This is a genomic window from Blautia coccoides (assembly GCF_034355335.1).
In the GTDB taxonomy this organism is placed as follows: Bacteria; Bacillota; Clostridia; order Lachnospirales; family Lachnospiraceae; genus Blautia; species Blautia producta.
In genome coordinates, this window is record NZ_CP136422.1 from 3,063,016 (window position 1) to 3,087,242 (window position 24,227).

The window sequence follows — 24,227 nt, forward strand, 5'->3', positions numbered from 1 at the left end:
AATTTTGATTACACTTACATGATATGTGCCGGGGAGGAATTGGTGCAGCTTTTGGCAAAAAATTTTAAATATCCGTGAAAACTGAAAAGATTCTGTACACGTCCAAGGCACCGTATCCCCATTCCCGATTGGGATAGAGCTGTGCCTGGCTTCTTCTGGCCCCGCGGATAAAGAGGGATTTCAGTTCCGCGTTATTGAATATCTTAGGCGGATTTCTTTTCGCGCCCCATTCGATCACCAGTGCACAGGCTCCCGCAGTGAGGGCCGCAGATACAGAAGTACCTGTCATGGTTGTAAAGCGTCCCCCCGGAGCCGGGCCGAAGACATTTACACCGGGAGCGGCGATATCGGGCTTTATGAGACCAGTGCGCGTAAATCCTCTGCTGGAATTGACAAACAGGCTGTTGTTGTATCCGTTATAGGCAGCAGTGGAGAGTGAGACCTCTGCCGCTGAAGGAGCAGTGATGGTAGTGTTGGGATCCGGTCTTAAAAATGTGACATCAGGTTTCATAAAACCGGAGACAGGAAGCCAGATATGGAAATTCCCTGCATTGTTGGAGCTGGAATATATATTGATCTTCCATGAACCGGGTGTGGGATTGGAAAAACGAAAGAAAATAAGCTGATCCCCGGATATGGTCTGGATCAGTTCCGAAGCGACAAAGATTTCTGTTTCTTCCAATACAAACTGTATGGTGTCGGAGTAATTAATGCGGGTGGGCAGCCGCTGTATGACTTCACCAAGAGGAGACTCAAATCCTACAGAGTAAATTTCAGGAGGCGCCCCCCACAATTCCGCAGTAAATCCTCTTGTGTTTTCCGGTACCAGGATTTCCACTACAGTGCTGGTATTGGGCGCAGGGGCATCCGCAAAGAAATGATGAGCCTTGCCCGCCTCATTTCCCACGGCCGTAACGGAATACACGCCCCAGTAATTGGCAGATACGGTGAGGAATACTGACAGAGCGGATTGTCCTGAATGTGCCCCCTGGTTTGACCCTAAACCAATACAGATAACAAGGGGAGCCTGCAGTTCATTGGAGAGGAGCAGGAGATAGCGGATACCCATCATAATATCCGATTCCTGGTAAACAGGATCATCACTGGTGTGATAGAAAAGCTCTTTCAGATAATTTTTCGCCTCTTTCAGCTTTACAACTGCCAGCATACTGGACGGGGCTGCCCCGATAAAGTCATTGTCCGGCAGGCTGCTTCCCGCGGCAGCACCTGCCAGAAAGGTACCGTGGCCAATGGTGTCCCGTGACGGAATAAGATCCAATGGATTTTCTGCTGCCAGTGCATTTTCCAGGTCTTCATGGGTATATCCGGTTCCATACTGCATGTCAAAAGGCGGCGGGCCGCTCTGGATGGTCTGATCCCACAGGCCGTAGATCCGGCTGCCTCCGTCGGAACGTCTGAATGCAGGGTGGGTGTAATCAATTCCCGTGTCAATGAATCCGATGAGGATGCCGCGTCCTCTCAGATTAAGGGCCGGCTGGTTCTGAACCGCAGTGATTCCCGAAACCTCCAAGCTGACTGTATCCAGGAGCGAGTAGAGATTCGGTATCGTATTATAGAAGAGTCCGTTAGCTAAATAATCCCTGATATCAGAAGAGGGGAGAAGTCCGTGTATCATTCCATAATAATTGTTGAAGAGCTGAGCCCCAAAATCCCGGTAGTCTTCCAGAAACTGGGGATATATGGGGAGGATGTAATCGGCATAATCCTCAGACAAGATCATTTCGTTTATTGTAGCCATAAAAAATTATCCATACTGTCTGTTTTAATAAGTCTATGAGGAAGTCAGGGAAAATATTGGCAGCAAAGATGTTTTCTGAATACCATAAAGAAGAACGATCACACGGAGCTTTGGGAAATGATGCAGAAATGGCTTACCGGAAAAAATATCGGTGTCGCTGTCCTGGACACCGGGATTTATCCTCATATAGATTTTGACTGCCGAATCCGTGCTTTTCTGGATATGGTACACGGGAAAACTTTCCCCTATGATGACAATGGACACGGTACTCACGTGGCCGGCATACTGGCTGGCAGCGGGACTGCCCTGAACGGAAAATACAAAGGTGTGGCGCCGGGGTGTGATATCATCGCCATAAAGGTGCTTGATGAGTGCGGCAACGGCAACAAGGAACAGGTCATCGAAGCACTGGACTGGATCAAAGCCAACAGAATAAAATACAACATCAGGGTCATCAATATCTCCGTGGGCACTACCCAGAAGGAAGCACACCGGGATCTGATTTGCGCCGTGGAATCTGCCTGGGACGACGGCTTTATTGTTGTGGCCGCAGCGGGAAATATGGGACCGGGCCAGGGCAGTATCACAGCGCCGGGAAGCAGCCGGAAGGTCATCACTGTGGGATCTGCCGACATGCTGGTGCGTCATCAGGGGATTTCGGGGAGAGGGCCTACCGGCGACTGTATCATCAAGCCTGATATTGTGGCACCGGGCAATGCAATCGTCTCCTGCGCCAACAGAAGCGGCACTATGCCCTATGCGGTAAAAAGCGGCACCTCCATGTCAACGCCTATGGTGTCAGGGGGCATTGCTCTGCTTCTGGAAAAAGATCCATCCCTGTCAAATCTGGAAATAAAAAAAAGACTGATGAAGACGGCAAAGGATTTAGGCTATCCCCACAACCTGCAGGGTTGGGGGCTTTTTCAATTAGAGCATTTTTTGTACGATGAAAAGAATTGGAATTTATAGTTGACAAACAATGTATCATTGTATACAATAATACAAGAAATTCATTGAGATAAAGTGATAGCATATTGAAAAAATGTGATGCCGGGATATCCCGGAAGTTAAGATGAGGAGTGACGAAAATGATAAACAGAGCTGTCAGAATGAATTACCATACAAATTTACTGGAACTGGAAGAGCATATGTATCCGCTGGTGGATGTGCAGACCCCCAATGTGTTTCACAATCTTTTTCCCTACACAGAGGTACCGAAGATCGCGTTTAACGACAGGATCGTGCCCCACCATATGCCGGATGACATCTGGATCACCGACACCACGTTCCGTGACGGGCAGCAGTCAAGGGCTCCTTACAGCACAGAACAGATTGTAACTATCTTCGATTACTTACACAAATTAGGCGGTCCAAACGGCAGGATCCGTCAGAGTGAATTTTTCCTCTACAGCAAAAAAGACAGAGATGCCGTATATAAATGTCTGGAACGAGGATATAAATTCCCGGAAGTCACAAGCTGGATCCGCGCCAGCAAAAAGGATTTTGAGCTTGTAAAGGACATCGGACTGAAAGAGACAGGTATCCTGGTAAGCTGTTCGGATTACCACATTTTCTATAAAATGAAAATGACAAGAAAACAGGCCATGGAGCACTATTTAAGCGTGATCCGGGAATGCCTGGAGACAGGGATCAGCCCCAGATGTCATCTGGAGGATATTACCAGAGCGGATATCTACGGCTATGTGATCCCGTTCTGCCTGGAACTGAATAAATTGATGGAAGAGTATTCCATACCCATCAAGGTGCGCTGCTGCGATACTATGGGTTATGGGGTGAACTATCCCGGTGCCGTGATCCCGCGTTCCATTCCGGGTATCATCTATGGAATCCTGACACATGCCGGAATTCCCTCAGAACTGATCGAGTTCCACGGCCACAACGATTTTTATAAGGCTGTGAGCAACTCCACCACCGCATGGCTCTATGGCGCAAGTGGTGTAAACTGCTCCCTGTTCGGTATTGGCGAGAGAACAGGTAATACACCTCTTGAAGCAATGGTGTTTGAGTATGCACAGATCAAAGGATCTCTGGACGGTATGGACACAAGGGTTATCACAGAGCTTGCAGAATACTACGAAAAAGAGATCGGATATAAGGTTCCGTCAACTACGCCATTTGTGGGAAGCGCTTTCAATGTGACGAGAGCCGGTATCCATGCAGACGGCCTGCTGAAGAACGAAGAGATTTACAATATCTTTGACACAGATAAGTTCCTGGGCCGTCCCCCTCAGGTGGCTGTCTCCAACACCTCTGGTCTGGCAGGCATTGCCCACTGGATCAACAATCACTACCGTCTGGCCGGTGACAAACAGGTGCAGAAGAACAGTGAACTGGTACAGATGGTAAAGGCCTGGGTAGATGCCCAGTATGAGGAGGGACGCGTTACGGTCCTGACAGATGAGGAACTGATATCTGTCATTGAGGAGAGCTGCACAAGGCTGAACATAACTTTATAAGGCGATAACATGTGAGGAAGGAAGTAAAATGGCAGTTAGAGAAAAGTCCCTGCGGGGCCAGGTGTTTGACAAGATCCGCTCAGATATTCTGAAAGGCCGTTACCAGCAGGGAGACGAACTGGTGGAATGTACCATAGGAAAAGAATTGGGAGTCAGCAGAACTCCGGTGCGGGAGGCCATACGGCAGCTCGAACTGGAGGGGCTGGTGCGCCTGGTTCCAAACAAAGGCGCCTTTGTCAACGGAATATCCGCAAGGGATGTAACGGATATTTATTTGATCCGTTCCCGGCTGGAAGGGCTCTGTGCCCGGATGGCCGTGGAAAATATAACACCGGAACAGCTGGAAGCCATGGAGGAAGCCATCGTATTGTCAGACTACCACGCGAAAAAAGAACATTATGAGCAGGTCTGTGAGATGGACGGCAAATTCCACAAGCTTCTATACGAAGCCTCCGGCAGCCGGATGCTTTCCCACACACTGTCTGATTTCCATCAGTATGTACAGCGTGTGCGGCAGGTATCCATCATGAACCGTATGCGTCTGAACAAATCAGGCAATGAGCATACGGAAATATTGGAAGCCATAAAAAACAAGGATGCAGATTTGGCGGAACAGGTGGCGGCGAGGCATATTTTTAATACGGTTGAGAATCTGAAACATTATGATCTGGAAGAAATTCTGCGGGAAGAATACGGAAAGGAGAATAACAACAATGGAAAGAATTAAGATGACAACACCTTTAGTGGAGATGGATGGAGACGAGATGACACGAATCCTCTGGAAAATGATCAAAGAGGATTTGCTGGAGCCCTATGTGGAACTCAATACAGAGTATTATGACTTGGGCCTGGAATACAGAAATGAGACAAATGACCAGGTTACCGTGGATGCGGCCAATGCCACAAAGAAGTATAAGGTAGCCGTTAAATGTGCAACTATCACGCCCAATGCGGCGCGTATGGATGAGTACCACTTAAAAGAAATGTATAAAAGCCCCAATGGCACCATCCGTTCCATGCTGGACGGTACCGTCTTCCGTGCTCCTATTGTAGTAAAGGGGATTGAACCCTGTGTAAAAAACTGGAAGAAACCCATCACTCTGGCAAGACATGCCTATGGAGATGTCTATAAAAATACGGAGATGGTCATTCCGGGACCGGGAAAAGTGGAGCTGGTTTATACCTCCGCTGACGGCACGGAAACAAGGGAACTGGTGCACAATTTCAAAGGTGCCGGTGTGGCACAGGGGATGCACAACTTAAATGATTCGATTGAAAGTTTTGCGAGAAGCTGTTTTGAGTATGCGCTCTCCACAAAACAGGATGTATGGTTTTCCACCAAGGATACCATCTCCAAAAAGTATGACCATACCTTTAAGGATATTTTCCAGGATATTTACGATAAGGAATACAAAGAAGCTTTTGAGAAGGCCGGCATTACATATTTCTATACACTGATCGACGATGCCGTGGCACGTGTGATGAAAGCAGAGGGCGGTTTTATCTGGGCCTGCAAGAACTATGACGGGGATGTTATGAGTGATATGGTATCCTCTGCCTTCGGTTCTCTGGCCATGATGACTTCTGTTCTGGTATCTCCCCACGGATATTTTGAATATGAAGCAGCACACGGAACCGTGCAGCGCCACTATTACAAGCATCTGAAAGGTGAGGAAACTTCCACGAACTCCGTGGCAACTATTTTTGCCTGGTCCGGCGCGCTCAGAAAGAGGGGCGAACTGGACAACAACAGCAGTCTGTGCCGGTTTGCAGACCTTCTGGAAAAGGCTACGCTTACCGCGATCGAAAACGGCCAAATGACAAAAGATCTGGCGCTCATCACATCGCATCAGGATCCCACTGTGCTCAACAGCCGCGAATTTATCCTGGCTGTCAGAAAAAACCTGGAATCCTTGTACGAATAGGGGCATGTCTGATCCGGCAGTTCCATACCGCAAGAGCTTTCTTCCGCTTGGTGTTTTTCATGCGCAGGCGCATAAAAATACCCGGCGGGATTCGCCGTGAATGGCAGCGGTTTGCCCTATACTCTATAAGAACATGGATGAGAGAGGAAACGGAACTTTATGATAAACCTATTTAAAAACCGTTATGGACTCCTTCGCTCCGGCTGGATTGTTTTGATCAGTATATTTTTGTATTATTTTCTCATATATGTGACGGGTGACTTGTGCGTGTATTTATTAAGCACGATCTTAATGATGACCGGCAACCTTAATGACACCACAGGATACGTGAGTCCACTTGCTGAAACGCTGTATCATGCACTGCCTCTTGCACTGCAGATATTAATGGAGATCGTAACCATTCTCCTGTCATTAGGTATTTGGAAAATTTTGAAGTACCAGTTGAAAGATTTAGGTCTTAGAGATTTTAAGACCGGATTTAAAAAGGATGGCGTTATTGGTCTGCTGCTTGGATTCGGAATGTGTACCTTGATATTTATGATCCTGCTTCTGACAGACAGCGTCCGTATTGATTCTGTCAATCTGACGCTGTCTCCTTCCTGGATCGGCTTGATCCCCACCGTACTGCTGGTTGGTTTTGCGGAAGAGCTGTTTTGCCGGGGACTGCTTATGTCCGTACTGCGCAGGTCCCAAAACAAATACCTTATCATGCTGCTGCCTTCCGTGATCTTTGGTGCGATTCATATTATCAGCCCAAATGTAACGGCTATGTCCTTGATCAACATTATTCTGATTGGCTTTGTGTTATCTTACATGTATTACAGATCCGGCAGTCTGTGGATGTGCATAGGTTTCCACATTACATGGAACCTGTTTCAATCCATTATTTATGGGATGCCGGTCAGCGGTTTGAATTTCAACAGCCTTATGACCACCCATTATCCAACTGCAAATCTGTTGAACGGAGGCGCTTTCGGTATCGAAGGCGGGATTCTTACAACGGCTGCAAATGTGCTGCTGTTGGTGTTTCTCTTCTTTTATTACAGAACTTCCACTTTCCGGTTTTTGGAAGACCCGCATATAGGAACTCCGTAGGAAAAAGCAGCCTGACAGGTTTTAAGCCTGCCAGGCTTTTTTATTACCCGAAACGTATCTCTAAAAAGTATCCTCTAAAAGTTTTCAGACAGGGGGTTGAAAATCTGAGTCAATTTCTTATAATGGGTATTAACCGAATCGGTAAAGTACAAAAAGGGGGCTCAATATGGAGGACAAACTTAGCAGTCTTTCGGAGGAAAAAAAGAATGCGATCGTCAATGCGGCACTGGAGGTTTTCGGCACCTGTGAATATAAACGTGCATCAACAGATTTGATCGCCGCCAAAGCCGGAATCTCAAAGGGACTGCTGTTTTATTATTTTAAGAACAAAAAAGAGCTGTATATGTATCTGTTTGAGTACGTCTTTGAAAAGGTGGGTTCACGTCTTTTGGATTCGCATTTTTTTGAAATCACGGATTTCTTCGAGTTGTTGGCTTACACAACCGAAAAGAAAGCCCGCATTCTCTCTGATTTTCCCTATCTTATGGAATACAGCGTCCGGGCATTTTTTACATCCGGGGAGGATGTATCGGAGGAAATGAATTCCTTTATGAAAAACCAGATTGCAAATATGTTTGAGGACTATTTCAAAAATGTAGATATGACAAAGTTCCGGGAGGATGCAGAACCCAGGGAAATCCTGCATATGCTTCTCTGGCTTACAGACGGATATATGCATCAGAGAATGTTCTGTACCGATACGGTGGATGCGGATTTATTGATGCAGCAATTCAGAAAATGGTCAGAAATGCTGAAGCGGATCGCATACAAAGAGGAGTATCTGACAGAAATGGTTGGAAGGAGGCAAGAAATATGAACGTAATAGAGATCAGCCATATAACAAAAGACTATGGACAGAACCGCGGTGTTTTTGACGTGAGTTTTTCGGTGAAACAAGGAGAGGTGCTTGGATTTTTAGGTCCAAACGGAGCAGGAAAGACCACAACGATCCGTCAGATCATGGGCTTTATCAAGCCTGACAGCGGCAGCCTGTCTATCCTGGATATGGATTGTTTTAAGGAGTCGGATAAGATCCAGACATCCCTTGGATATCTTCCCGGAGAGATTGCATTTATTGACTCCATGACAGGAATGGAATTTATCCGTTTTGTGGCAAAGATGAAGAAAATGAGAGATTTGGGCCGGGCTCAGGAACTAATGAAAATGTTTGAACTGAATCCCTCCGGCAAGCTGAAGAAAATGTCAAAAGGCATGAAGCAGAAGATAGGGATTGTCTGTGCATTCATGAATCCGCTGGCGAGCATCCTGATCCTGGATGAGCCCACCAGCGGACTGGACCCTTTGATGCAGAACCGGTTTGTAGAACTGATCCTTTCGGAGAAGAAAAAAGGAAAAACCATACTTATGTCTTCCCATATGTTTGAGGAGATTGAACGAACCTGTGACCGTGCCGCGATCATCCGTGACGGTCGCCTGGTTGCAGTGGAGGAGATAGAAAGATTAAAAGAGGGTAGGCAGAAAGTGATAGAGATCACTTTCCGGGAGCCGGCTATGGCGGAAGCGTTCGCTGGCGCATTTCCTGAGGCCTCTTATCAGGCAGGGGAAAAAGCAGTGACTGCCAAAGTGGGAAAAAATATTGATCTTTTCCTGAAAAAGGCCAGCGCGTATACGATCACAGATTTAGATGTGCGCACACAGAGTCTGGAAGAGTTTTTCATGCATTTTTACGGAGAGGAGGCAGCACGATCATGAATGCTACGTTATTTAAAAAAGAGATCAAATCAAACTGGCTGCTGCTCGTCATCTTTCTTGCAGTCCTCAGTGTCTATGGCAGTATGATCACTATGATGTTCAATCCTGAAATGGGAGACAGCCTGAAAATGATGGCTGACAGCATGCCGGATCTGTTCGCGGCATTTGGCATGGCTGATGTGGGCCAGACATTGCTGGAATTTGTATCGGGATACCTGTACGGAATGCTGTATGTGGCTTTCCCGGCGGTATTCATCATAATTCTCTCAAACAGACTGGCAGCAAGATACGTGGACAACGGCTCCATGGCTTACCTGTTGGCGGTACCTGCCAAACGCTGGAAGATCATGATGACACAGTGCGTTTTCATGCTGGTGTCCCTGCTTGTCATTGTCATTTATGTGACCTGCCTGGTATTGGTTGTCAGTGAAGTGCTTTTTCCAGGTGAAATGGAGACAGCGGCATTTATTCGGATCAATGTGGGCCTGCTGGGGATCCTTGTGTTTTTCGGAGGCGCATGTTTCTGCGCGTCCTGCTTCAGCAATGAGTCAAAAATCTCCTCCGCAGTTAGTACGGCAGTGGTGGTATATTCCATTCTCATACAGATGATATCACAGGTGGGGGATAAGTTCGAGAAAATAAAATATGCCACGCCTATGACCCTGTTTGACATTGAAGGACTCAGCGCAGGAGACGGGAAAGCGTGGATAATGTGCGGAATACTGTATATAGCGGGTATTCTCTTCATGGGGATCGGGATCGTACGGTTCAGCAAACGGGACCTGCCCTTATAACAAAAATGGGAGGAACTGGCACTATGCCAGCTCTTCCCATTTTTCATAAAGTTCTTCCAGTTTTTCCGCTATTTCCGCTTTTTCATTGGCAAGCCGGACACACTCTGCTACATTGACGGCAATTTCCGGCTTTTCCATCTCACATTCGATCTCTTTGTCTCTGCTTTCCAGGCGTTCGATGGCTTCCTCTGTCTTTTTCAGTTCATTTTCACGCTTTCTCTGACGTGCCTGTTCCTCTTTCTGCTGCTTCCAGTCCAATTTGGTGGCGGAGACGGCTTCTTCCGCCTGTTCCTCCGCCTCTTTCGGGGCATAGATGCGGGTCAGTTCTTCCCTTTTTTCCATATAGTAATCATAGTTGCCGATATAGTTTACCATGCTTTGGTTGGTCAGCTCCAGGATCCTGGTGGCAGTCCGGTTAATAAAATACCTGTCATGAGACACATACAGTACAGTTCCCGTGTAATTGCGGAGCGCCTCCTCCAAGATTTCTTTTGACAAAATGTCGAGGTGGTTAGTCGGCTCATCCAGGATCAAAAAGTTGGCTTCTGAGAGCATGAGCTTTGCCAGGGATACACGTCCCCGCTCACCGCCGCTCAGAGAGGATATCTTCTTAAATACATCATCTCCGGTAAAGAGAAACGCTGCCAGCAGATTGCGGATCTCTGTGTTGGTGAGCTTTGGAAAGTCATCAGAGATTTCCTCAAATATTGTTTTCTCCATATGCAGCACGTGATGTTCCTGGTCATAGTAGCCGATATGGACCTTGCTACCCAGATGAAAAACACCGGCATCAGCGGGAACCAGTTCATTTAAAATTTTAAGGATAGTGGTTTTTCCGGTTCCGTTGTTTCCGATGATGGCCACCCGCTCACCCCGCTTGATGGAAAAGTTCAGATCAGAGAACAGCGGGAGTGAGGGGAAAGATTTGGTGAGATGTTCCACGGCAAGCACATCTGTACCGCTCTCCACACGAGGTTTCAGATAAATGCGCATGGAGGCGTTCACCTCTGCGGGCTTTTCCAAAACATCGATCTTATCCAGCATTTTCTCCCGGCTCTCTGCCCGTCTGATGGACTTTTCCCGGTTGAACTGTTTCAGCTTGGCAATGACTTCTTCCTGATGTTTGATCTCCTGCTGTTGATTGAGATAGGCCTGATAAGCGTCCCTGCGAAGCTGTGCCTTTTTCTCGCTGTAGGCAGAATAATTCCCTGTAAAGGTGCTGACTTTCCCGTTGTCAATGTCAATGACCTTTGTCACGATCCTGTCCAGAAAATACCGGTCATGGGAGACGATCAGCACAGCTCCCGGATAGTTCAGCAGATAGGTCTCCAGCCAGGAGATAGAATCCATATCCAGATGGTTAGTAGGCTCGTCCAGAAGAATGATATCCGGCTTTGACAGGAGAAGACGACCTAGGGCAACCCGTGTTTTCTGTCCTCCCGACAGAGTGGAGATTTCTTTTTCAAAGTCACTTTCAGGAAAGCCAAGGCCTTTCAGAACCCCCACAAGTTCACTCTTATATGCGTAGCCGTTCTCCATTTCAAATTCATGGGTCAGACGGGAATAGGTCTCCATAAGGCGTTCCAGCTCTTCCCCGGAAGCGTGCTTCATCTGTTTTTCAATCTCTCTCATGTGAAGCTCCATATCCAGAATATGCTGTTTGACCTGGAGCAGAGAGTCATAGATGGTAAGGGCACTGTCCAGTTCCTGGTGCTGGGCCAGATAACCGATGGACTTGCCCCTTGATAAAATGATCTCGCCGCTGTCAGCAGGTATCTCCTGCATGATAATGCGCAGCATGGTGGATTTTCCGGCACCGTTGATGCCTACTAGGGCGGCTTTTTCGCGTTCTTCTATATGGAAGGAGGCATCATGGATCAAATTTATGCCCCCGAATGATTTTTCAATGTTTTGACATGCCAGTATCATTTTTTACGAGTCTCCTTTATCTTTAGGCTGTAACTGGCCGGATATCCGGTCAGTTACTTTAGGTTCACCCTTCCTATTATATCGGAAATTCAGAATTTGACAACAGATAAAAACAACAATAACTGGAATTGTATTTGACTTTATTTTAACAATTATATATAATATTCCTATATGAAACAGAAAATTTAGACATAAGGAGGGTAAAGTCGTGGACGAAAAATGCATATCAAAAGCAGTCATCAGAAGACTTCCCCGATATTACAGATATTTAGGAGAACTTTTGGAGGATGGAGTGGAGCGTATCTCCTCAAATGAGCTCAGCTCCAAAATGCGCGTGACAGCATCCCAGATTCGCCAGGACCTGAATAATTTCGGAGGGTTTGGGCAGCAGGGATACGGATATAATGTACAGTACCTGTACACAGAGATCGGTAAGATCCTGGGGCTTGACCGGACTCACAACATGATCATCATAGGGGCCGGTAATCTGGGACAGGCACTTGCAAATTACGTACAGTTTGAAAAGCGCGGGTTTAAAGTGGTAGGCATTTTTGATGTGAATCCGGTTCTGAAAGGCATCTCCATCCGTGGGAATGAAATCCTTATGATGGATGAGCTTCCCCAGTATCTGAAGGATAATGATGTTCAGATAGCAGCGCTTACTCTGCCGAAGAACAACGCAGAGGAGACAGCTAATCTACTGGTAGAAAACGGAATCAAGGCCATCTGGAATTTCGCACATCTGGATCTGGAGGTTCCGGAGGATGTCATTGTGGAAAATGTACACCTCTCTGAAAGCCTCATGCGATTGTCTTATAATCTGAATTGTTATGTGACGGAACATAAAAAGTAAGAAAGGGCTGCTGCGGAACTTTTGCGGCGGCCTTTTGCTCTGTAATACGCAAAAAGAGAGGAGTGTATGACATGAAACAAATCGTAACCGGCGGACAGATGAAGCTATTGGACAGTTACACCATTGAAAAAATGGGGATTCCGTCTCTGGTACTCATGGAGCGGGCTGCCCTGAGTGTCTGTCAGGCGCTTCGGGAGGAAGAATTTCCCCTGGAAAAAGTTTTGGTCCTCTGCGGTACCGGCAATAACGGCGCGGATGGCGTGGCAGTGGCACGGATGCTTCATGCGGCAGGGGTTTCCGTTGATATCTGTATACTTGGGAAAAAGGATCATTATACAGAAGAAATGAGAAAACAAGTGGATATTGCAGAAAATTATCACATATCCTTTGTCAAGAATGCCGTACCTGTTGAATATACTACTATAGTAGATGCTGTCTTTGGCGTAGGCCTGTCCAGAGAAGTGGGCGGGGTTTACAGAGACACCATCGAAGCTCTGAACCGGTCAGATGCCAAGGTCATGGCAGTGGATATTCCCTCCGGAATCAGTGCAGACACGGGAAAAGTGCTGGGCTGCGCAGTGAAAGCTGATGTGACCGTAACCTTTGCCTATGAGAAAGCAGGCCTTTTATTTTATCCGGGTGCTTCTTACGCGAGAAAGATAAAAACAGCCGATATCGGGATCTATATGCCGCCTCAGAATGATTTTGAACTGTCCATCCAAAGTTGTGAGGATAAGGATTTGTTCCGGATCCCCGTCAGAAAGCCGGATGGGAATAAGGGAACCTTCGGAAAGATATTCCTGGCTGCCGGAAGCCGTGATATCAGCGGTGCGGCATACCTCTCTGCCTGTGCAGCACTCAGGACAGGCGCGGGTATGATCAAGGTACATACCAGGCAGGAAAACAGACAGGCACTGACCACAATGCTGCCGGAGGCCATGTACAGTTTCTATGATGATGAGGAGATAGAAAAAGAACAGATCCTGGAAGGACTTGCCTGGGCTGATGTCATCGGAGTGGGGCCTGGAATGGGCACGGGACAGCAGGCGGAAGATATCCTGTACACCATTTTGGCAGAGGGCAGAAAACCTTTGCTCATCGATGCTGACGGTCTGAATCTTTTAGCGGGCAGAATGGAGGTGCTGGCCCAGTATCCGGCACCGGTCATTGTGACACCGCATCTTGGGGAGTTTAGCAGGATTTCAGGAGTGTCAGTGGAGGAGTGGAAGGAAGCCCCTCTTTATCTTACAAAGCGCTTTGCCCATAAATACCATCTGACCGTTGTGTGTAAAGATTCGCGAACGGTCATTTCCGACGGCAGTGAAGAGATCTTTATAAACACCTCCGGCAACAGCGGTATGGCAACAGCAGGAAGCGGGGATGTACTCTCGGGAATCCTTATGGGACTTCTCGCCCAAGGACTTTCCGCCATAGATGCGGCGTCTTTGGGGGTCTATTTTCACGGCGCTGCGGGAGATATGGCTGCTGCCCAAAAGGGAGAATACAGCATGATAGCCGGTGATATCATTACACAGACAGCGGAAATCTTGAAGAAAAGAGGAGCAGTTTTATGAATACACCAAGCAGGATCTACGTCTCCGTAGATTTGGATGCGGTTTCCTATAATCTGGAAAGTATGAAGAGAAATATCCATAAAGATACCAAGATCATAGCAGTGCTGAAAGCGGACGGTTATGGACACGGAGCGCTTCCCATTGCGGAGCATATAGAGCCGCTTCCCTATATTTGGGGATTTGCTGTAGCCTGTGTGGAAGAGGGCGCTGCGCTCAGAAAAGGGGGTATCAAAAAACCGATTCTGATTCTGGGATATACCTTTAAGGAAGACTATGAGACGATCATCGAAAATGATTTCCGGCCTACTGTTTTTACAGGGAAGATGGCTGAGGAGTTATCAGATACAGCAAGACGGCTGAACAAGACAGTAAAGGTACATATCAAGCTGGATACAGGTATGACGCGTATCGGCTTCCGCAATCTGCAGCACGATGTGCCGGAGATCCTGAGGATCTCCAAAATGCCGGGCCTTGAAGTGGAGGGCCTGTTCACGCATTTTGCCAGAGCGGATGAAAGCGACAGGGAACCGGCGTATGTACAGCTCGAAAGATATCTGGAATTTGTCCGCGCCCTGGAGGAGAAGGGGCTTCATGTGCCCATAAAGCACTGTTCCAACAGTGCGGGTATCATCCGTATTCCCGAGGCGAATATGGATGCGGTGAGGGCAGGTATCATTTTGTATGGCCTGTACCCATCTGATCAGGTGGAAAAGGAGCCGGTGCCTTTAAAACCGGTTATGGCTCTCAAAAGCAGAGTTGTATACATAAAGACAGTGGAACCCGGTGTGGAGATAAGCTACGGCGGCACATTTGTCACAAAGCGGCCTACCAGGGTTGCCACCATACCTGTGGGCTATGCGGACGGATATGCCAGAGCGCTGTCAGGGAAAGGCAGTGTGCTGATCCGCGGCAAACGTGCGCCTATCATAGGACGGGTCTGTATGGATCAGTTCATGGTGGATGTGACGGATATTCCGGAAGCAGAAGAGCTGGACGAAGTGACGCTGATCGGAAGAGACGGGGAGGACTGCATCACCTTGGAGGAGCTGGGGGATATCTCCGGCCGCTTCAACTATGAGTTTGCCTGCTGTATAAATAAACGTGTGCCGCGCCTTTATATTTCTGGTCAGGAGCCGGTCAGGTGGACGTGCCTTAACGAAGATCCGACGGTTATTTCCGGGGATTGGGCTTCAGAAAAGTAAAAAACAAGAAAAACCATGGAATACACACGAGAGAATTGGGAAGAATTATATCTGAACAGAAAAAAATCGGAGTGTGAAATGTGTGGTTATCAAACGAGGTGATATTTTTTACGCGGATTTAAGGCCGGTAGTCGGCAGCGAACAGGGCGGGATTCGTCCGGTACTGATCATTCAAAATGACATCGGCAATAAACACAGCCCCACAGTTATCTGTGCGGCCATAACATCGAAGATGAATAAGGCGAAGCTGCCCACCCATATAGAGATTGACGCGTCCTCTTACGCCATTGTAAAGGACTCTGTCATTTTGCTGGAGCAGCTTCGCACGATTGATAAACGAAGATTAAAAGACAAGGTATGCCATCTGGATGCGGAAATACTGAAGAAAGTCAATCATGCCCTGTGCGTGAGCCTGGAACTTCCCACTACATAGTGAAAATTTCCTTTTCGCAGGCTTTCGCCTCCTGCATGGCGATGGGGAACCACCAGGTCTTTACCGGGACGAAGGCAGTTGTATAGATACCGTTTTTCGCACAGGATAAAACTTCTTCCCGGATACGGCTTCTTACTTCCTCTTCTGTCAGGGTTTCTGCCGCTGCTGCGGCTTCCAAATCCTGATATTTTGGTGTGATGTTATAGGACAGGCTTCTGCCTGTCTTTTTCATTGCCCCCACAATGTCATTGATCCCCTGTCCCTGGAAGGAATCTATGCCGATTTCCGGGAACTCCGCAATGATCTGATCCATCTTGCCGCAGGAATGCATATCAAAAAACATACCGAGGCTGTGACAGTGGGCAGTGATTTTTTTGATCTGCGGTTTTATGAGGCTGCGCCAGATGTCAGGAGAAAAGAACATATTTTTCTGGGTGCCCCAGTCATCATGGAAGCATACGGCCTCTGTGTGGTAATATTTTTTCAGGATTTCCAGTTCTTTGCACTTTAAATCCGTCAGCCGGTCGAAAAAGGCACCAACCTCCTCCGGGTCTGTCAGCATGGCACAGAGTGCATTTTCAAACCCCATGAGTGTGTGCAGACGCTCAAACGGGCCTTCCAGCAGCATGGTGTAATTAAATTTATCCGGGTCATACTGGTCCACCTTGTCTGCCTTTGCGCTTTCTTCCCAATCTACAGCATCCAGATCAGGAAATACCACCTTTTCCCGCCAGTCACAGATGTCATCCAGAATCGGGGGTACACTGGTGTCGGGAACTGCCGCGTTACCCACCGGATCAAACACCCATGTACATCCAAAGAAATCCTTGCCTGACTGGTTGCGGGGTGCACGCTCATCCATTCCCGTTATAAACACCGCCAGATTGGCGTCTGTGAAAAAACTGGGAAACCATTCCCCCCGTTCGTGTTGGAAAAATTTTCTGAAATTTTCTTTTGGTGTCATATAAAAACCTCCCATCCAATAGTAGTTACTTTCATTATACACCAGAATTTTATAAAAACAATGATTTATTCAAAATTTGATTTTGGAATTTCCGGGCTGTCACACACAGGCTGCTGCCCATATGCCCCTAGCCTGCCGGGTACCTCTTTTTTTCTTGACTGCTGAGCACGAAAATGGTATCTTATTATAGGACAGCCCTGCAAACAGGGCAAATATGAGGGAAGAAAGAAGGAATTTTTTAATCATATGGATGACGGGAGTAGTCCTTTATGGGCGGTAATGGTTTTTCTATTATTCATCATCATTAACGGGATTTTATATGGATTTGGCTCTGCCATACAGAAAGTAAGCGAAAGTGAAGTGGAGAAGCGGCAGCAGGAAGGCGACAAAAGGTCCCGCTGGCTTCTGAAAGTGGTAAATGATCCGATCATGGTGGTCAATACCATCCTCACAGTAGGTACACTTCTCAGTATCCTGGCCGGATATGTGGGAATCCGTGAAATCGTGCCTCACATGTATGGAGCATTGAATAAGGTTTCCTCATTCTCTTACATACCGGACGCTTTGCTGCACGGAATCTGTGTTGTGATCGTGGTGCTGCTGGTGCTGATACTGTTGGTTGCTGTGGGCGTGATTTCCGCCAAAAAACTGTTTACCTGTAATCCCCATCAATGGGTTTATCGTACAGCAGGACTGGTACGGCTGATCGTGAAGCTGTTTTATCCTATTACGTTTTTGATCATGAAGCTGTCCAACGGACTGGTTCGCCTGCTGGGTGTGGATCCCCATCACAACGAAGAGGATGTGACGGAGGAAGAGATAATTTCTATGGTGGATGATGCCCATGAGCAGGGCGTGATCGAGGAAAATGAGGCAGAAATGATCCAGAATATCATGGAGTTTTCTGACAAGGAAGCCCAGGATATCATGACTCACCGGAAAAACGTCAGCGCCATTGAGGTGAACACGCCTCTGGCGGAAGCTCTTTCCTATATGTTGAACGGAAGTAATTCCAGATACCCGGTATACAGGGAAGATATGGATGACATTATCGGCATTCTGCATCTGAAGGATGCCATGAAACAGATGACCTTTGAGAACAACGGGGATGTCCCTGTGGGCCAGATCCCAGATCTGATCCGTGAGGCCTCCTATATACCGGAGACCAGAAGCATCAATGATTTGTTCAAGCGGATGCAGGCCAAGAAGATCCACATGGCTGTGGTGGTGGATGAATATGGACAGACTTCAGGCATTGTGACCATGGAGGATATACTGGAAGAGATCGTAGGCAATATTCTGGACGAATATGATGAAGATGACCATTTTATTGTGGAACAGCTTGATGACTCTTATCTGATGAAAGGGCTCACCCCTCTGGAAGAGGTGGGGGAAGTGCTGGATATTGATTTTGAGGATGAAGACTATGAGACTTTAAATGGATATCTGACCTCTTTGCTGGGACATATTCCCAATATTCAGGAAGATAAAGAAGTCAGAGCAAATGGATATTTATTTACCATCCTTGGGGTGGGAAATAATACAATACAAAAAGTAAGGGTGGAAAAACTCCCCCAGGAAGAAGGAGAAGAGAGATGTCAGGACATTCAAAATTCGCAAACATAAAGCATAAAAAAGAAAAAAATGATGCTAAAAAAGGTAAGATATTTACTGTGATCGGCAGGGAAATCGTGGTAGCCGTTAAAGAGGGCGGCCCGGATCCTGCCAACAACAGCAAACTGCGTGATGTGATCGCCAAGGCAAAAGCCAACAACATGCCAAATGATACCATTGACCGCGGTATCAAGAAAGCGGCAGGGGATGCCAATGCAGACAATTACGAATATATCACCTATGAAGGTTACGGTCCAAGCGGTGTGGCTGTTATTGTGGAGACATTGACGGACAACAAGAACCGTACAGCCAGCAATGTGAGAAGCGCATTTACAAAAGGAAGCGGTAATATCGGAACACCGGGATGTGTATCCTTTATGTTCGATAAGAAAGGACAGATCATCATCGACAAGGAAGAGTGCGAGATGGAAGCAGACGACCTGATGATGATCGCCCTGGATGCAGGGGCAGAAGATTTCTCTGAGGAGGAGGACAGCTTCGAGGTTCTCACGGCTCCTGACGATTTCAGCGCTGTCCGTGAAGCCCTGGAAAAGGAGGGTATCCCTATGGCAGAGGCGGATGTGGCCATGATTCCTCAGACATATGTAGAGCTTTCCGATGAGCAGGATGTGAAGAACCTGCAGAGAACACTGGATCTGCTCGAGGATGACGATGACGTGCAGTATGTATGGCATAACTGGGACGAGTAAGATACGTTCCGAACAATAAAAACAGGTATCTCTTTGCATGCAGAGCCGTGCAGGGAGGTATCTTTTTTTATATCCATTGGACGTGATTCCGGATAAATGGTATTATAAAAGCAGGTATCCGAGTTATTGAAAAGAAGTATTTTATTTTCCGCGGGAGGATAAGAATGGGGGGATGAAATGGCGGATGATAAGAAACAAATGGAACCTGAAGACCGACTTACATATGAACCGGAAGAAATTAAGCGCATGGTAGATGAGTATAATAAACAGAAACAAATAGAATTTATTGATCTTCATACGGAAAAGACCTGTAAGATCATTTCTGCATTTAATGCCTTTCAGAATATAGCACTGATATCCTGGTGTATCAGTCTGGTAATAAGTGTGATAGAAGCTGCTATTCATTATCCGATCACGGAACGCACAGCCCAATTAGGCAGAGAAACATATCCTCTCACCCCGCTTGTTCTGCCTGTTTTGGTTATGATAGGGGAATATATCGGGGGATTGAGTAAAATAGGAGGCACAGTTTTCACTTCATTAGGTGGTGCACTAGCGCTTTGGCTGACAGACGCATATATAAAAGAATTTGATAAAATGCAGCTTTCCCCATGGCTCACTATAACTTATATTATATTGGCATATTTGTGCTGTATATTCATGAATTTTCATCCTGCTGTCAACCGCTATTTAAAGCGTTTTCCTTCCAAATTATGGTTTGATCCGGGCCGTGACAAGAAAAAAAAGAAGAGATGATTTTACAATATCCCGCAAAACCGGCAGAATAAAATGCAGCCTATGTCTCTGACCCGGACTATGCATAATAATCACCAAATTACGCATCCTACCTCCAGGAATAAATTCTTGGAGGTAGTTTTATGTCTGAAGAAAAGAGAAAAGAACTGGAAAAAACAGAAAAACAAAATGAACAGATAGAAGATATGGGGCAGTTAGATTTATCCGACAATGAAAAACAGTATCATATCCATCTTCTGTCCATCATTGGAGAGGTGGAAGGCCATGAATCCCTGCCGAACAACAGCAAGACCACAAAATACGAGCATGTCCTTCCAAAGCTTGCCGTGATCGAGGACAGCAAGGATGTGGACGGCCTTCTGATCCTGCTCAACACTGTGGGCGGAGATGTGGAGGCAGGACTTGCTATCGCGGAGATGATCGCATCCCTGAGCAAGCCAACTGTTTCCCTGGTACTGGGCGGCGGCCACTCCATCGGTGTGCCTATGGCTGTCTCCGCTGACTATTCTTTTATTGTCCCATCTGCAACCATGGTGATTCATCCGGTACGGAGCAACGGCATGTTCATTGGAGTCATGCAGTCTTATAAAAATATTGAAAAAATACAGGACCGCATTACAGGATTTGTATCCTCTCATTCAAAAATGTCCCAGGAGCGTATCGAAGAGCTGATGCTGGACCCTACCCAGCTTGTAAAAGATGTGGGAACTATGCTGGAGGGGGAAGAAGCAGTTAAGGAAGGCCTGATCGACGAAGTCGGCGGTATATCCCAGTCACTGGAAAAACTGTATGAACTAATAGAAGAAAGCAGAAAAAAAGAGGAACAATAGAAATTTCTTAAATTTTGTAAAGACTTTTAAGTTGTATGAAATGCAATTTTATGATAGAATAAACATTTGATAAAGTTTATTACTCCATCTGCTGTCTGTATACAGAAATCAGATGGAGAAAATACATATGAAGAGGTTGACCACATGTCATTATTACAGGCACTTCTGCTTGGACTGGTGCAGGGAATCACAGAATTCCTTCCGGTGAGCAGTTCCGGGCATCTGGCTATTATGCAGAATCTATTAAACATCAATACCGATACAGGCGTGTTGTTCGATGTGATTTTACATTTGGGAACGCTGACTGCTATTTTTATCGCGTTCTGGAAAGACATTAAGAAGCTGATTCTGGACGGCTGTGGAATGATCTATGACATCATTCAGAATTGTAAGATATGGTCACATAACAGAAGGGAACACGATGCCAGACGTTATAAAAAAATCGTGTCCACCAATTACCGTAAATTTATCCTGCTTATTGTTGTCTCTACCATTCCTACCGCGGTTGTAGGTCTGCTTTTGCAGAATGTGGTGGTGACGGCCAGCGCCAATCTGCTGGCACCCGGGGTTGGACTATTTATCACAGGCATTCTGCTTTTGGTGGTGGATTTCTTCCCGGCAGGTAATAAGATTCCAAAAGACGTATCATTTTGGATCGCACTGGCTATCGGCTTTTTCCAGGGAATCGCAGTTTTCCCCGGAATTTCACGGTCCGGTATGACCATAGCAGCCTGCCTGCTCTGCGGTCTCAACAGAAAATTTGCAGTGAAATATTCATTTATCATGTCCATTCCGGCTGTATTGGGGGCTGCAGTCCTGGAACTTAAGGACATACCCGGCTCAGGAGTCACACTTCCTGTGTTTGGGGAATATCTGGCAGCAGCAGCTCTTGCAGGAGCAGCGGGGTACTTCTGTATCAAGACAATGCTGCGGCTTATACAGCGAAAGAAATTCCGGTATTTCAGTATTTACTGTTTTATTATGGGAATTGCTGCTGTAACGTGTAATTTTGTCCTGTAGGTACAGACCGCAGGAACTTTAAGGGGAGTCAAGAAAATGGCAGCGACGAAAAAAAACAACACAAGAAAAAAGACGGGCACCCGCTCTGGAAGCAGAAATAAGAAAAAACAGGACGAGGGTATCGGCCTGTATACTGAGATCATATTATGGATAACACTGGCAGGTTCTATCCTGCTGTTACTGAGCAATTTTGGCATGGGAGGCCTGGTAGGAAAGACCGTCAGCGGAGTGTTTTTCGGTCTGTTTGGCCTGGTGGCATACATATTTCCTATCTTTTTATTCCTGGCCGTATCCTTTGTCATATCAAATAACAGGAATCCGAAAGCTTACCGGAAAATGGCAGGCTTTCTTTTGCTGTTCCTTTCTGCCTGCGCTTTGATGCAGCTTTTGACAGACGGTTATTTTGACGGGACTTCCATTATGGATTACTACAAAAACTCCTCCGCGTACCAGACCGGCGGCGGTATCCTAGGCGGTCTCCTCTGCAATATCTTCGGGAAAGCCTTCGGCATCATTGGAACATATGTGATCGTTGTCATTGCAATGGTCATCGCTTTGATCCTGATCACACAGAAATCCATGTTTGCGCTTCTCAAAAAGGGCAGTACCCGTGTATACGGAAGTGCAAAAGCAGGACATGCCCGCAGAAAACAATACGCGGCAGAACAAAAAGATAGACCTGTCTCAGGAAGAAGAGCAAAACACGGAGAGAAAACCGAAGAATCCGAACCTTTAAAATTGAAAACAAGAAGAAATAAGAACGAAGACAATGCTGCAGCGAATCCGGCTGCTGAAAATATAAGTGATATCAAGAAGGAAGCGGCTGCGGCGGAGGCTGCTGTTATAGAACCTGCCGAAGAGATCCCGGCAGAGGATATCCTTCTGAAACCTGAAAATGCTTTCCCTATCCACCGTTCCGACACGGCGCCGGCAGAGGTGGAAGAAATCGTGGAAGAGATACCGGAAGAACCGGCTGTGGAGGAAAAGCCCCACAAAACAGGTTCTTCAAAGAAAACGCGTTCCTCAAAGGATGAGATCGCGGACGGTATTGAAAATATAAAGGATGAGATCGCAGACAAAGAACAGGAGATAAAAAAGGAATATGAAATCCCTCCTGTCTCACTGCTGAAAAAAGGAAGCGGCGGAAAAGGTGATTCTGATACCCATCTTCGCAGCACAGCGAAAAAGCTGCAGGAGACACTGCACAATTTCGGTGTCAATGTCACAGTGACGAATGTAAGCTGCGGTCCAACGGTCACACGCTATGAGCTTCAGCCGGAACAAGGCGTAAAGGTCAGCAAAATTGTCAGCCTGACAGATGACATTAAATTGAATCTGGCGGCAACGGATATCCGTATTGAGGCACCTATTCCAGGTAAGGCCGCTGTGGGAATAGAGGTACCCAATGCCACAAACAGTGCAGTTATGCTTCGTGAACTGATACAGTCCGAAGCCTTTTCCGCGTGCGGATCAAAACTGGCGTTTGCAGCGGGAAAAGATATTGCGGGACAGCCGGTCATTGCGGATATTGCCAAGATGCCCCATCTGCTCATAGCAGGTGCCACAGGCTCCGGTAAGTCTGTGTGTATCAATACATTGATCATGAGTATCCTTTACAAAGCCACCCCGGAAGAGGTCCGGCTGATCATGATAGATCCAAAGGTTGTGGAGCTGAGTGTCTATAACGGTATTCCCCATCTCCTGATCCCTGTGGTCACAGACCCCAAGAAGGCAGCAGGCGCTCTGAACTGGGCGGTTGCGGAGATGTCAGACCGTTACAACAAATTCGCAGAGTACAACGTCAGGGATTTAAAAGGATACAATGCTAAGGTTGATAAGATCAAGGACATTGAAGAGGAAGGAAAGCCGGAAAAGATGCCGCAGATCGTTATCATTGTGGACGAGCTGGCAGACCTTATGATGGTGGCTCCAGGTGAGGTGGAAGATGCGATCTGCCGCCTGGCTCAGCTTGCCCGTGCAGCGGGAATCCATCTGATCATTGCCACACAGCGTCCATCCGTCAATGTCATCACCGGTCTGATCAAGGCAAATATGCCTTCCAGGATCGCGTTCTCCGTATCCTCCGGTGTAGACTCCCGGACCATCATAGACATGAATGGCGCGGAAAAGCTGCTGGGAAAAGGCGACATGTTATTTTACCCACAGGGTTATCAGAAGCCTGCCCGTGTTCAGGGGGCTTTTGTCAGTGACCAGGAAGTGGGGGCTGTGGTGAAATTTTTATCTGAGCAGAATCCTGCCCATGCCTACAGCCAGGAAATCCAGGACAAAATCGAAGCGGCGAAAGACGCTTCTGTCAATCAGGCAGGCGCGGCATCCGGCGGCAATGACCGGGATGCCTACTTTACCGACGCCGGCAAGTTCATCATCGAGAAGGACAAAGCCTCCATCGGTATGCTACAGCGTGTGTTTAAGATTGGTTTTAACCGTGCTGCCAGGATCATGGACCAGCTCTGTGAGGCCGGTGTTGTGGGTGAGGAGGAAGGTACCAAACCCAGAAAGGTAATTATGTCCATGGAAGAATTTGAACAATATATAGAAGAGTGTTTGTAAAATGTTGA

21 protein-coding genes are annotated in these 24,227 nt (G+C 47.0%); 18 read left to right on the forward strand and 3 right to left on the reverse strand.

Going from position 1 to position 24,227, the window contains the following annotated elements; translation table 11 throughout:
• Positions 1-64 precede the first annotated feature (64 nt).
• The gene (locus tag BLCOC_RS13585; protein WP_115622480.1) at positions 65-1,759 is read right to left on the reverse strand and encodes a S8 family peptidase; all 1,695 of its coding nucleotides are present in this window, start codon (positions 1,757-1,759) and stop codon (positions 65-67) included.
• A 117-nt stretch (positions 1,760-1,876) separates the two neighbouring features.
• Here BLCOC_RS13585 and BLCOC_RS13590 point away from each other — a divergent pair, with 117 nt between their 5' ends.
• The 8 genes from BLCOC_RS13590 (at position 1,877) to BLCOC_RS13625 (ending at position 9,763) form a co-directional block, all read left to right on the forward strand.
• On the forward strand, positions 1,877-2,728 hold the full coding sequence (locus tag BLCOC_RS13590) for a S8 family peptidase (RefSeq protein ID WP_115622481.1): 852 nt from the start codon (positions 1,877-1,879) through the stop codon (positions 2,726-2,728).
• Between the two features lie 119 nt (positions 2,729-2,847).
• Positions 2,848-4,236 (forward strand): beta/alpha barrel domain-containing protein, encoded by a 1,389-nt coding sequence (locus BLCOC_RS13595; protein ID WP_018594016.1) that lies wholly within the window; start codon positions 2,848-2,850, stop codon positions 4,234-4,236.
• Positions 4,237-4,264: 28 nt separating this feature from the next.
• Positions 4,265-4,963 carry a GntR family transcriptional regulator gene (locus BLCOC_RS13600; protein ID WP_115622482.1) on the forward strand — a complete coding sequence of 233 codons (699 nt, stop codon included), beginning with the start codon at positions 4,265-4,267 and terminating at the stop codon, positions 4,961-4,963.
• On the forward strand, positions 4,950-6,161 hold the full coding sequence (locus tag BLCOC_RS13605) for an NADP-dependent isocitrate dehydrogenase (protein ID WP_115622483.1): 1,212 nt from the start codon (positions 4,950-4,952) through the stop codon (positions 6,159-6,161). Before BLCOC_RS13600 ends, BLCOC_RS13605 begins: the two co-directional genes overlap by 14 nt.
• A gap of 159 nt (positions 6,162-6,320) precedes the next feature.
• Positions 6,321-7,256 carry a CPBP family intramembrane glutamic endopeptidase gene (locus BLCOC_RS13610; RefSeq protein WP_115622484.1) on the forward strand — a complete coding sequence of 312 codons (936 nt, stop codon included), beginning with the start codon at positions 6,321-6,323 and terminating at the stop codon, positions 7,254-7,256.
• Between the two features lie 166 nt (positions 7,257-7,422).
• Positions 7,423-8,073, forward strand: coding sequence for a TetR/AcrR family transcriptional regulator (locus tag BLCOC_RS13615; RefSeq protein WP_115622485.1), 651 nt, complete (start codon positions 7,423-7,425; stop codon positions 8,071-8,073).
• Positions 8,070-8,969 (forward strand): ABC transporter ATP-binding protein, encoded by a 900-nt coding sequence (locus tag BLCOC_RS13620; RefSeq protein ID WP_115622486.1) that lies wholly within the window; start codon positions 8,070-8,072, stop codon positions 8,967-8,969. Before BLCOC_RS13615 ends, BLCOC_RS13620 begins: the two co-directional genes overlap by 4 nt.
• Positions 8,966-9,763: an ABC transporter permease subunit gene (locus BLCOC_RS13625; protein ID WP_174717615.1), complete on the forward strand. Its 798-nt coding sequence runs from the start codon at positions 8,966-8,968 to the stop codon at positions 9,761-9,763. The genes BLCOC_RS13620 and BLCOC_RS13625 overlap by 4 nt, the downstream gene beginning before the upstream one ends.
• 21 nt (positions 9,764-9,784) lie before the next feature.
• Here BLCOC_RS13625 and BLCOC_RS13630 read toward each other — a convergent pair whose 3' ends face one another.
• Positions 9,785-11,692 (reverse strand): ABC-F family ATP-binding cassette domain-containing protein, encoded by a 1,908-nt coding sequence (locus BLCOC_RS13630; protein ID WP_115622488.1) that lies wholly within the window; start codon positions 11,690-11,692, stop codon positions 9,785-9,787.
• A gap of 208 nt (positions 11,693-11,900) precedes the next feature.
• Here BLCOC_RS13630 and BLCOC_RS13635 point away from each other — a divergent pair, with 208 nt between their 5' ends.
• The 4 genes from BLCOC_RS13635 (at position 11,901) to BLCOC_RS13650 (ending at position 15,754) form a co-directional block, all read left to right on the forward strand.
• Complete coding sequence (locus tag BLCOC_RS13635; RefSeq protein WP_029469133.1) at positions 11,901-12,545, forward strand: redox-sensing transcriptional repressor Rex; 645 nt, start codon at positions 11,901-11,903, stop codon at positions 12,543-12,545.
• Positions 12,546-12,616: 71 nt separating this feature from the next.
• The gene (locus BLCOC_RS13640; RefSeq protein ID WP_115622489.1) at positions 12,617-14,119 is read left to right on the forward strand and encodes an NAD(P)H-hydrate dehydratase; all 1,503 of its coding nucleotides are present in this window, start codon (positions 12,617-12,619) and stop codon (positions 14,117-14,119) included.
• Positions 14,116-15,321: an alanine racemase gene (gene alr, locus BLCOC_RS13645; protein ID WP_018594008.1), complete on the forward strand. Its 1,206-nt coding sequence runs from the start codon at positions 14,116-14,118 to the stop codon at positions 15,319-15,321. The genes BLCOC_RS13640 and alr overlap by 4 nt, the downstream gene beginning before the upstream one ends.
• Before the next feature lie 82 nt (positions 15,322-15,403).
• Positions 15,404-15,754: a type II toxin-antitoxin system PemK/MazF family toxin gene (locus tag BLCOC_RS13650; protein WP_018594007.1), complete on the forward strand. Its 351-nt coding sequence runs from the start codon at positions 15,404-15,406 to the stop codon at positions 15,752-15,754.
• Here the strand turns inward: BLCOC_RS13650 and BLCOC_RS13655 are convergent.
• Positions 15,747-16,718, reverse strand: coding sequence for a uroporphyrinogen decarboxylase family protein (locus BLCOC_RS13655; RefSeq protein WP_018594006.1), 972 nt, complete (start codon positions 16,716-16,718; stop codon positions 15,747-15,749). The two genes, BLCOC_RS13650 and BLCOC_RS13655, sit on opposite strands and share 8 nt — an antisense overlap.
• Before the next feature lie 246 nt (positions 16,719-16,964).
• Between BLCOC_RS13655 and BLCOC_RS13660 the strand changes: the two genes are divergently transcribed.
• From BLCOC_RS13660 to BLCOC_RS13685, 6 genes are all read left to right on the forward strand, one after another.
• On the forward strand, positions 16,965-18,344 hold the full coding sequence (locus BLCOC_RS13660) for a hemolysin family protein (RefSeq protein ID WP_018594005.1): 1,380 nt from the start codon (positions 16,965-16,967) through the stop codon (positions 18,342-18,344).
• Complete coding sequence (locus BLCOC_RS13665; protein ID WP_018594004.1) at positions 18,314-19,042, forward strand: YebC/PmpR family DNA-binding transcriptional regulator; 729 nt, start codon at positions 18,314-18,316, stop codon at positions 19,040-19,042. Before BLCOC_RS13660 ends, BLCOC_RS13665 begins: the two co-directional genes overlap by 31 nt.
• 177 nt (positions 19,043-19,219) lie before the next feature.
• Entirely contained in the window at positions 19,220-19,798 is a 579-nt protein-coding gene (locus tag BLCOC_RS13670) for a hypothetical protein (RefSeq protein WP_018594003.1), read from the forward strand.
• A 122-nt stretch (positions 19,799-19,920) separates the two neighbouring features.
• Positions 19,921-20,628, forward strand: a complete 708-nt coding sequence (locus tag BLCOC_RS13675; protein WP_115622490.1) for a ClpP family protease — start codon at positions 19,921-19,923, stop codon at positions 20,626-20,628.
• Between the two features lie 144 nt (positions 20,629-20,772).
• Entirely contained in the window at positions 20,773-21,648 is an 876-nt protein-coding gene (locus tag BLCOC_RS13680) for an undecaprenyl-diphosphate phosphatase (RefSeq protein WP_018594001.1), read from the forward strand.
• Between the two features lie 36 nt (positions 21,649-21,684).
• Positions 21,685-24,219, forward strand: a complete 2,535-nt coding sequence (locus BLCOC_RS13685; RefSeq protein WP_115622491.1) for an FtsK/SpoIIIE family DNA translocase — start codon at positions 21,685-21,687, stop codon at positions 24,217-24,219.
• The last annotated feature ends 8 nt before the right edge of the window (positions 24,220-24,227 follow it).

Excerpts from the sequence above, each read along its gene's own strand:
- BLCOC_RS13655 (WP_018594006.1), bottom strand. The coding sequence starts at position 16,718 with ATGACACCAAAAGAAAATTTCAGAAAATTTTTCCAACACGAACGGGGG.
- BLCOC_RS13585 (WP_115622480.1), bottom strand. The coding sequence starts at position 1,759 with ATGGCTACAATAAACGAAATGATCTTGTCTGAGGATTATGCCGATTAC.
- BLCOC_RS13660 (WP_018594005.1), top strand. The coding sequence starts at position 16,965 with ATGGATGACGGGAGTAGTCCTTTATGGGCGGTAATGGTTTTTCTATTA.
- BLCOC_RS13685 (WP_115622491.1), top strand. The coding sequence starts at position 21,685 with ATGGCAGCGACGAAAAAAAACAACACAAGAAAAAAGACGGGCACCCGC.
- BLCOC_RS13670 (WP_018594003.1), top strand. The coding sequence starts at position 19,220 with ATGGCGGATGATAAGAAACAAATGGAACCTGAAGACCGACTTACATAT.
- BLCOC_RS13605 (WP_115622483.1), top strand. The coding sequence starts at position 4,950 with ATGGAAAGAATTAAGATGACAACACCTTTAGTGGAGATGGATGGAGAC.
- BLCOC_RS13665 (WP_018594004.1), top strand. The coding sequence starts at position 18,314 with ATGTCAGGACATTCAAAATTCGCAAACATAAAGCATAAAAAAGAAAAA.
- BLCOC_RS13675 (WP_115622490.1), top strand. The coding sequence starts at position 19,921 with ATGTCTGAAGAAAAGAGAAAAGAACTGGAAAAAACAGAAAAACAAAAT.
- BLCOC_RS13630 (WP_115622488.1), bottom strand. The coding sequence starts at position 11,692 with ATGATACTGGCATGTCAAAACATTGAAAAATCATTCGGGGGCATAAAT.
- BLCOC_RS13640 (WP_115622489.1), top strand. The coding sequence starts at position 12,617 with ATGAAACAAATCGTAACCGGCGGACAGATGAAGCTATTGGACAGTTAC.
- alr (WP_018594008.1), top strand. The coding sequence starts at position 14,116 with ATGAATACACCAAGCAGGATCTACGTCTCCGTAGATTTGGATGCGGTT.
- BLCOC_RS13615 (WP_115622485.1), top strand. The coding sequence starts at position 7,423 with ATGGAGGACAAACTTAGCAGTCTTTCGGAGGAAAAAAAGAATGCGATC.
- BLCOC_RS13590 (WP_115622481.1), top strand. The coding sequence starts at position 1,877 with ATGATGCAGAAATGGCTTACCGGAAAAAATATCGGTGTCGCTGTCCTG.
- BLCOC_RS13600 (WP_115622482.1), top strand. The coding sequence starts at position 4,265 with ATGGCAGTTAGAGAAAAGTCCCTGCGGGGCCAGGTGTTTGACAAGATC.
- BLCOC_RS13595 (WP_018594016.1), top strand. The coding sequence starts at position 2,848 with ATGATAAACAGAGCTGTCAGAATGAATTACCATACAAATTTACTGGAA.
- BLCOC_RS13680 (WP_018594001.1), top strand. The coding sequence starts at position 20,773 with ATGTCATTATTACAGGCACTTCTGCTTGGACTGGTGCAGGGAATCACA.
- BLCOC_RS13610 (WP_115622484.1), top strand. The coding sequence starts at position 6,321 with ATGATAAACCTATTTAAAAACCGTTATGGACTCCTTCGCTCCGGCTGG.
- BLCOC_RS13625 (WP_174717615.1), top strand. The coding sequence starts at position 8,966 with ATGAATGCTACGTTATTTAAAAAAGAGATCAAATCAAACTGGCTGCTG.
- BLCOC_RS13620 (WP_115622486.1), top strand. The coding sequence starts at position 8,070 with ATGAACGTAATAGAGATCAGCCATATAACAAAAGACTATGGACAGAAC.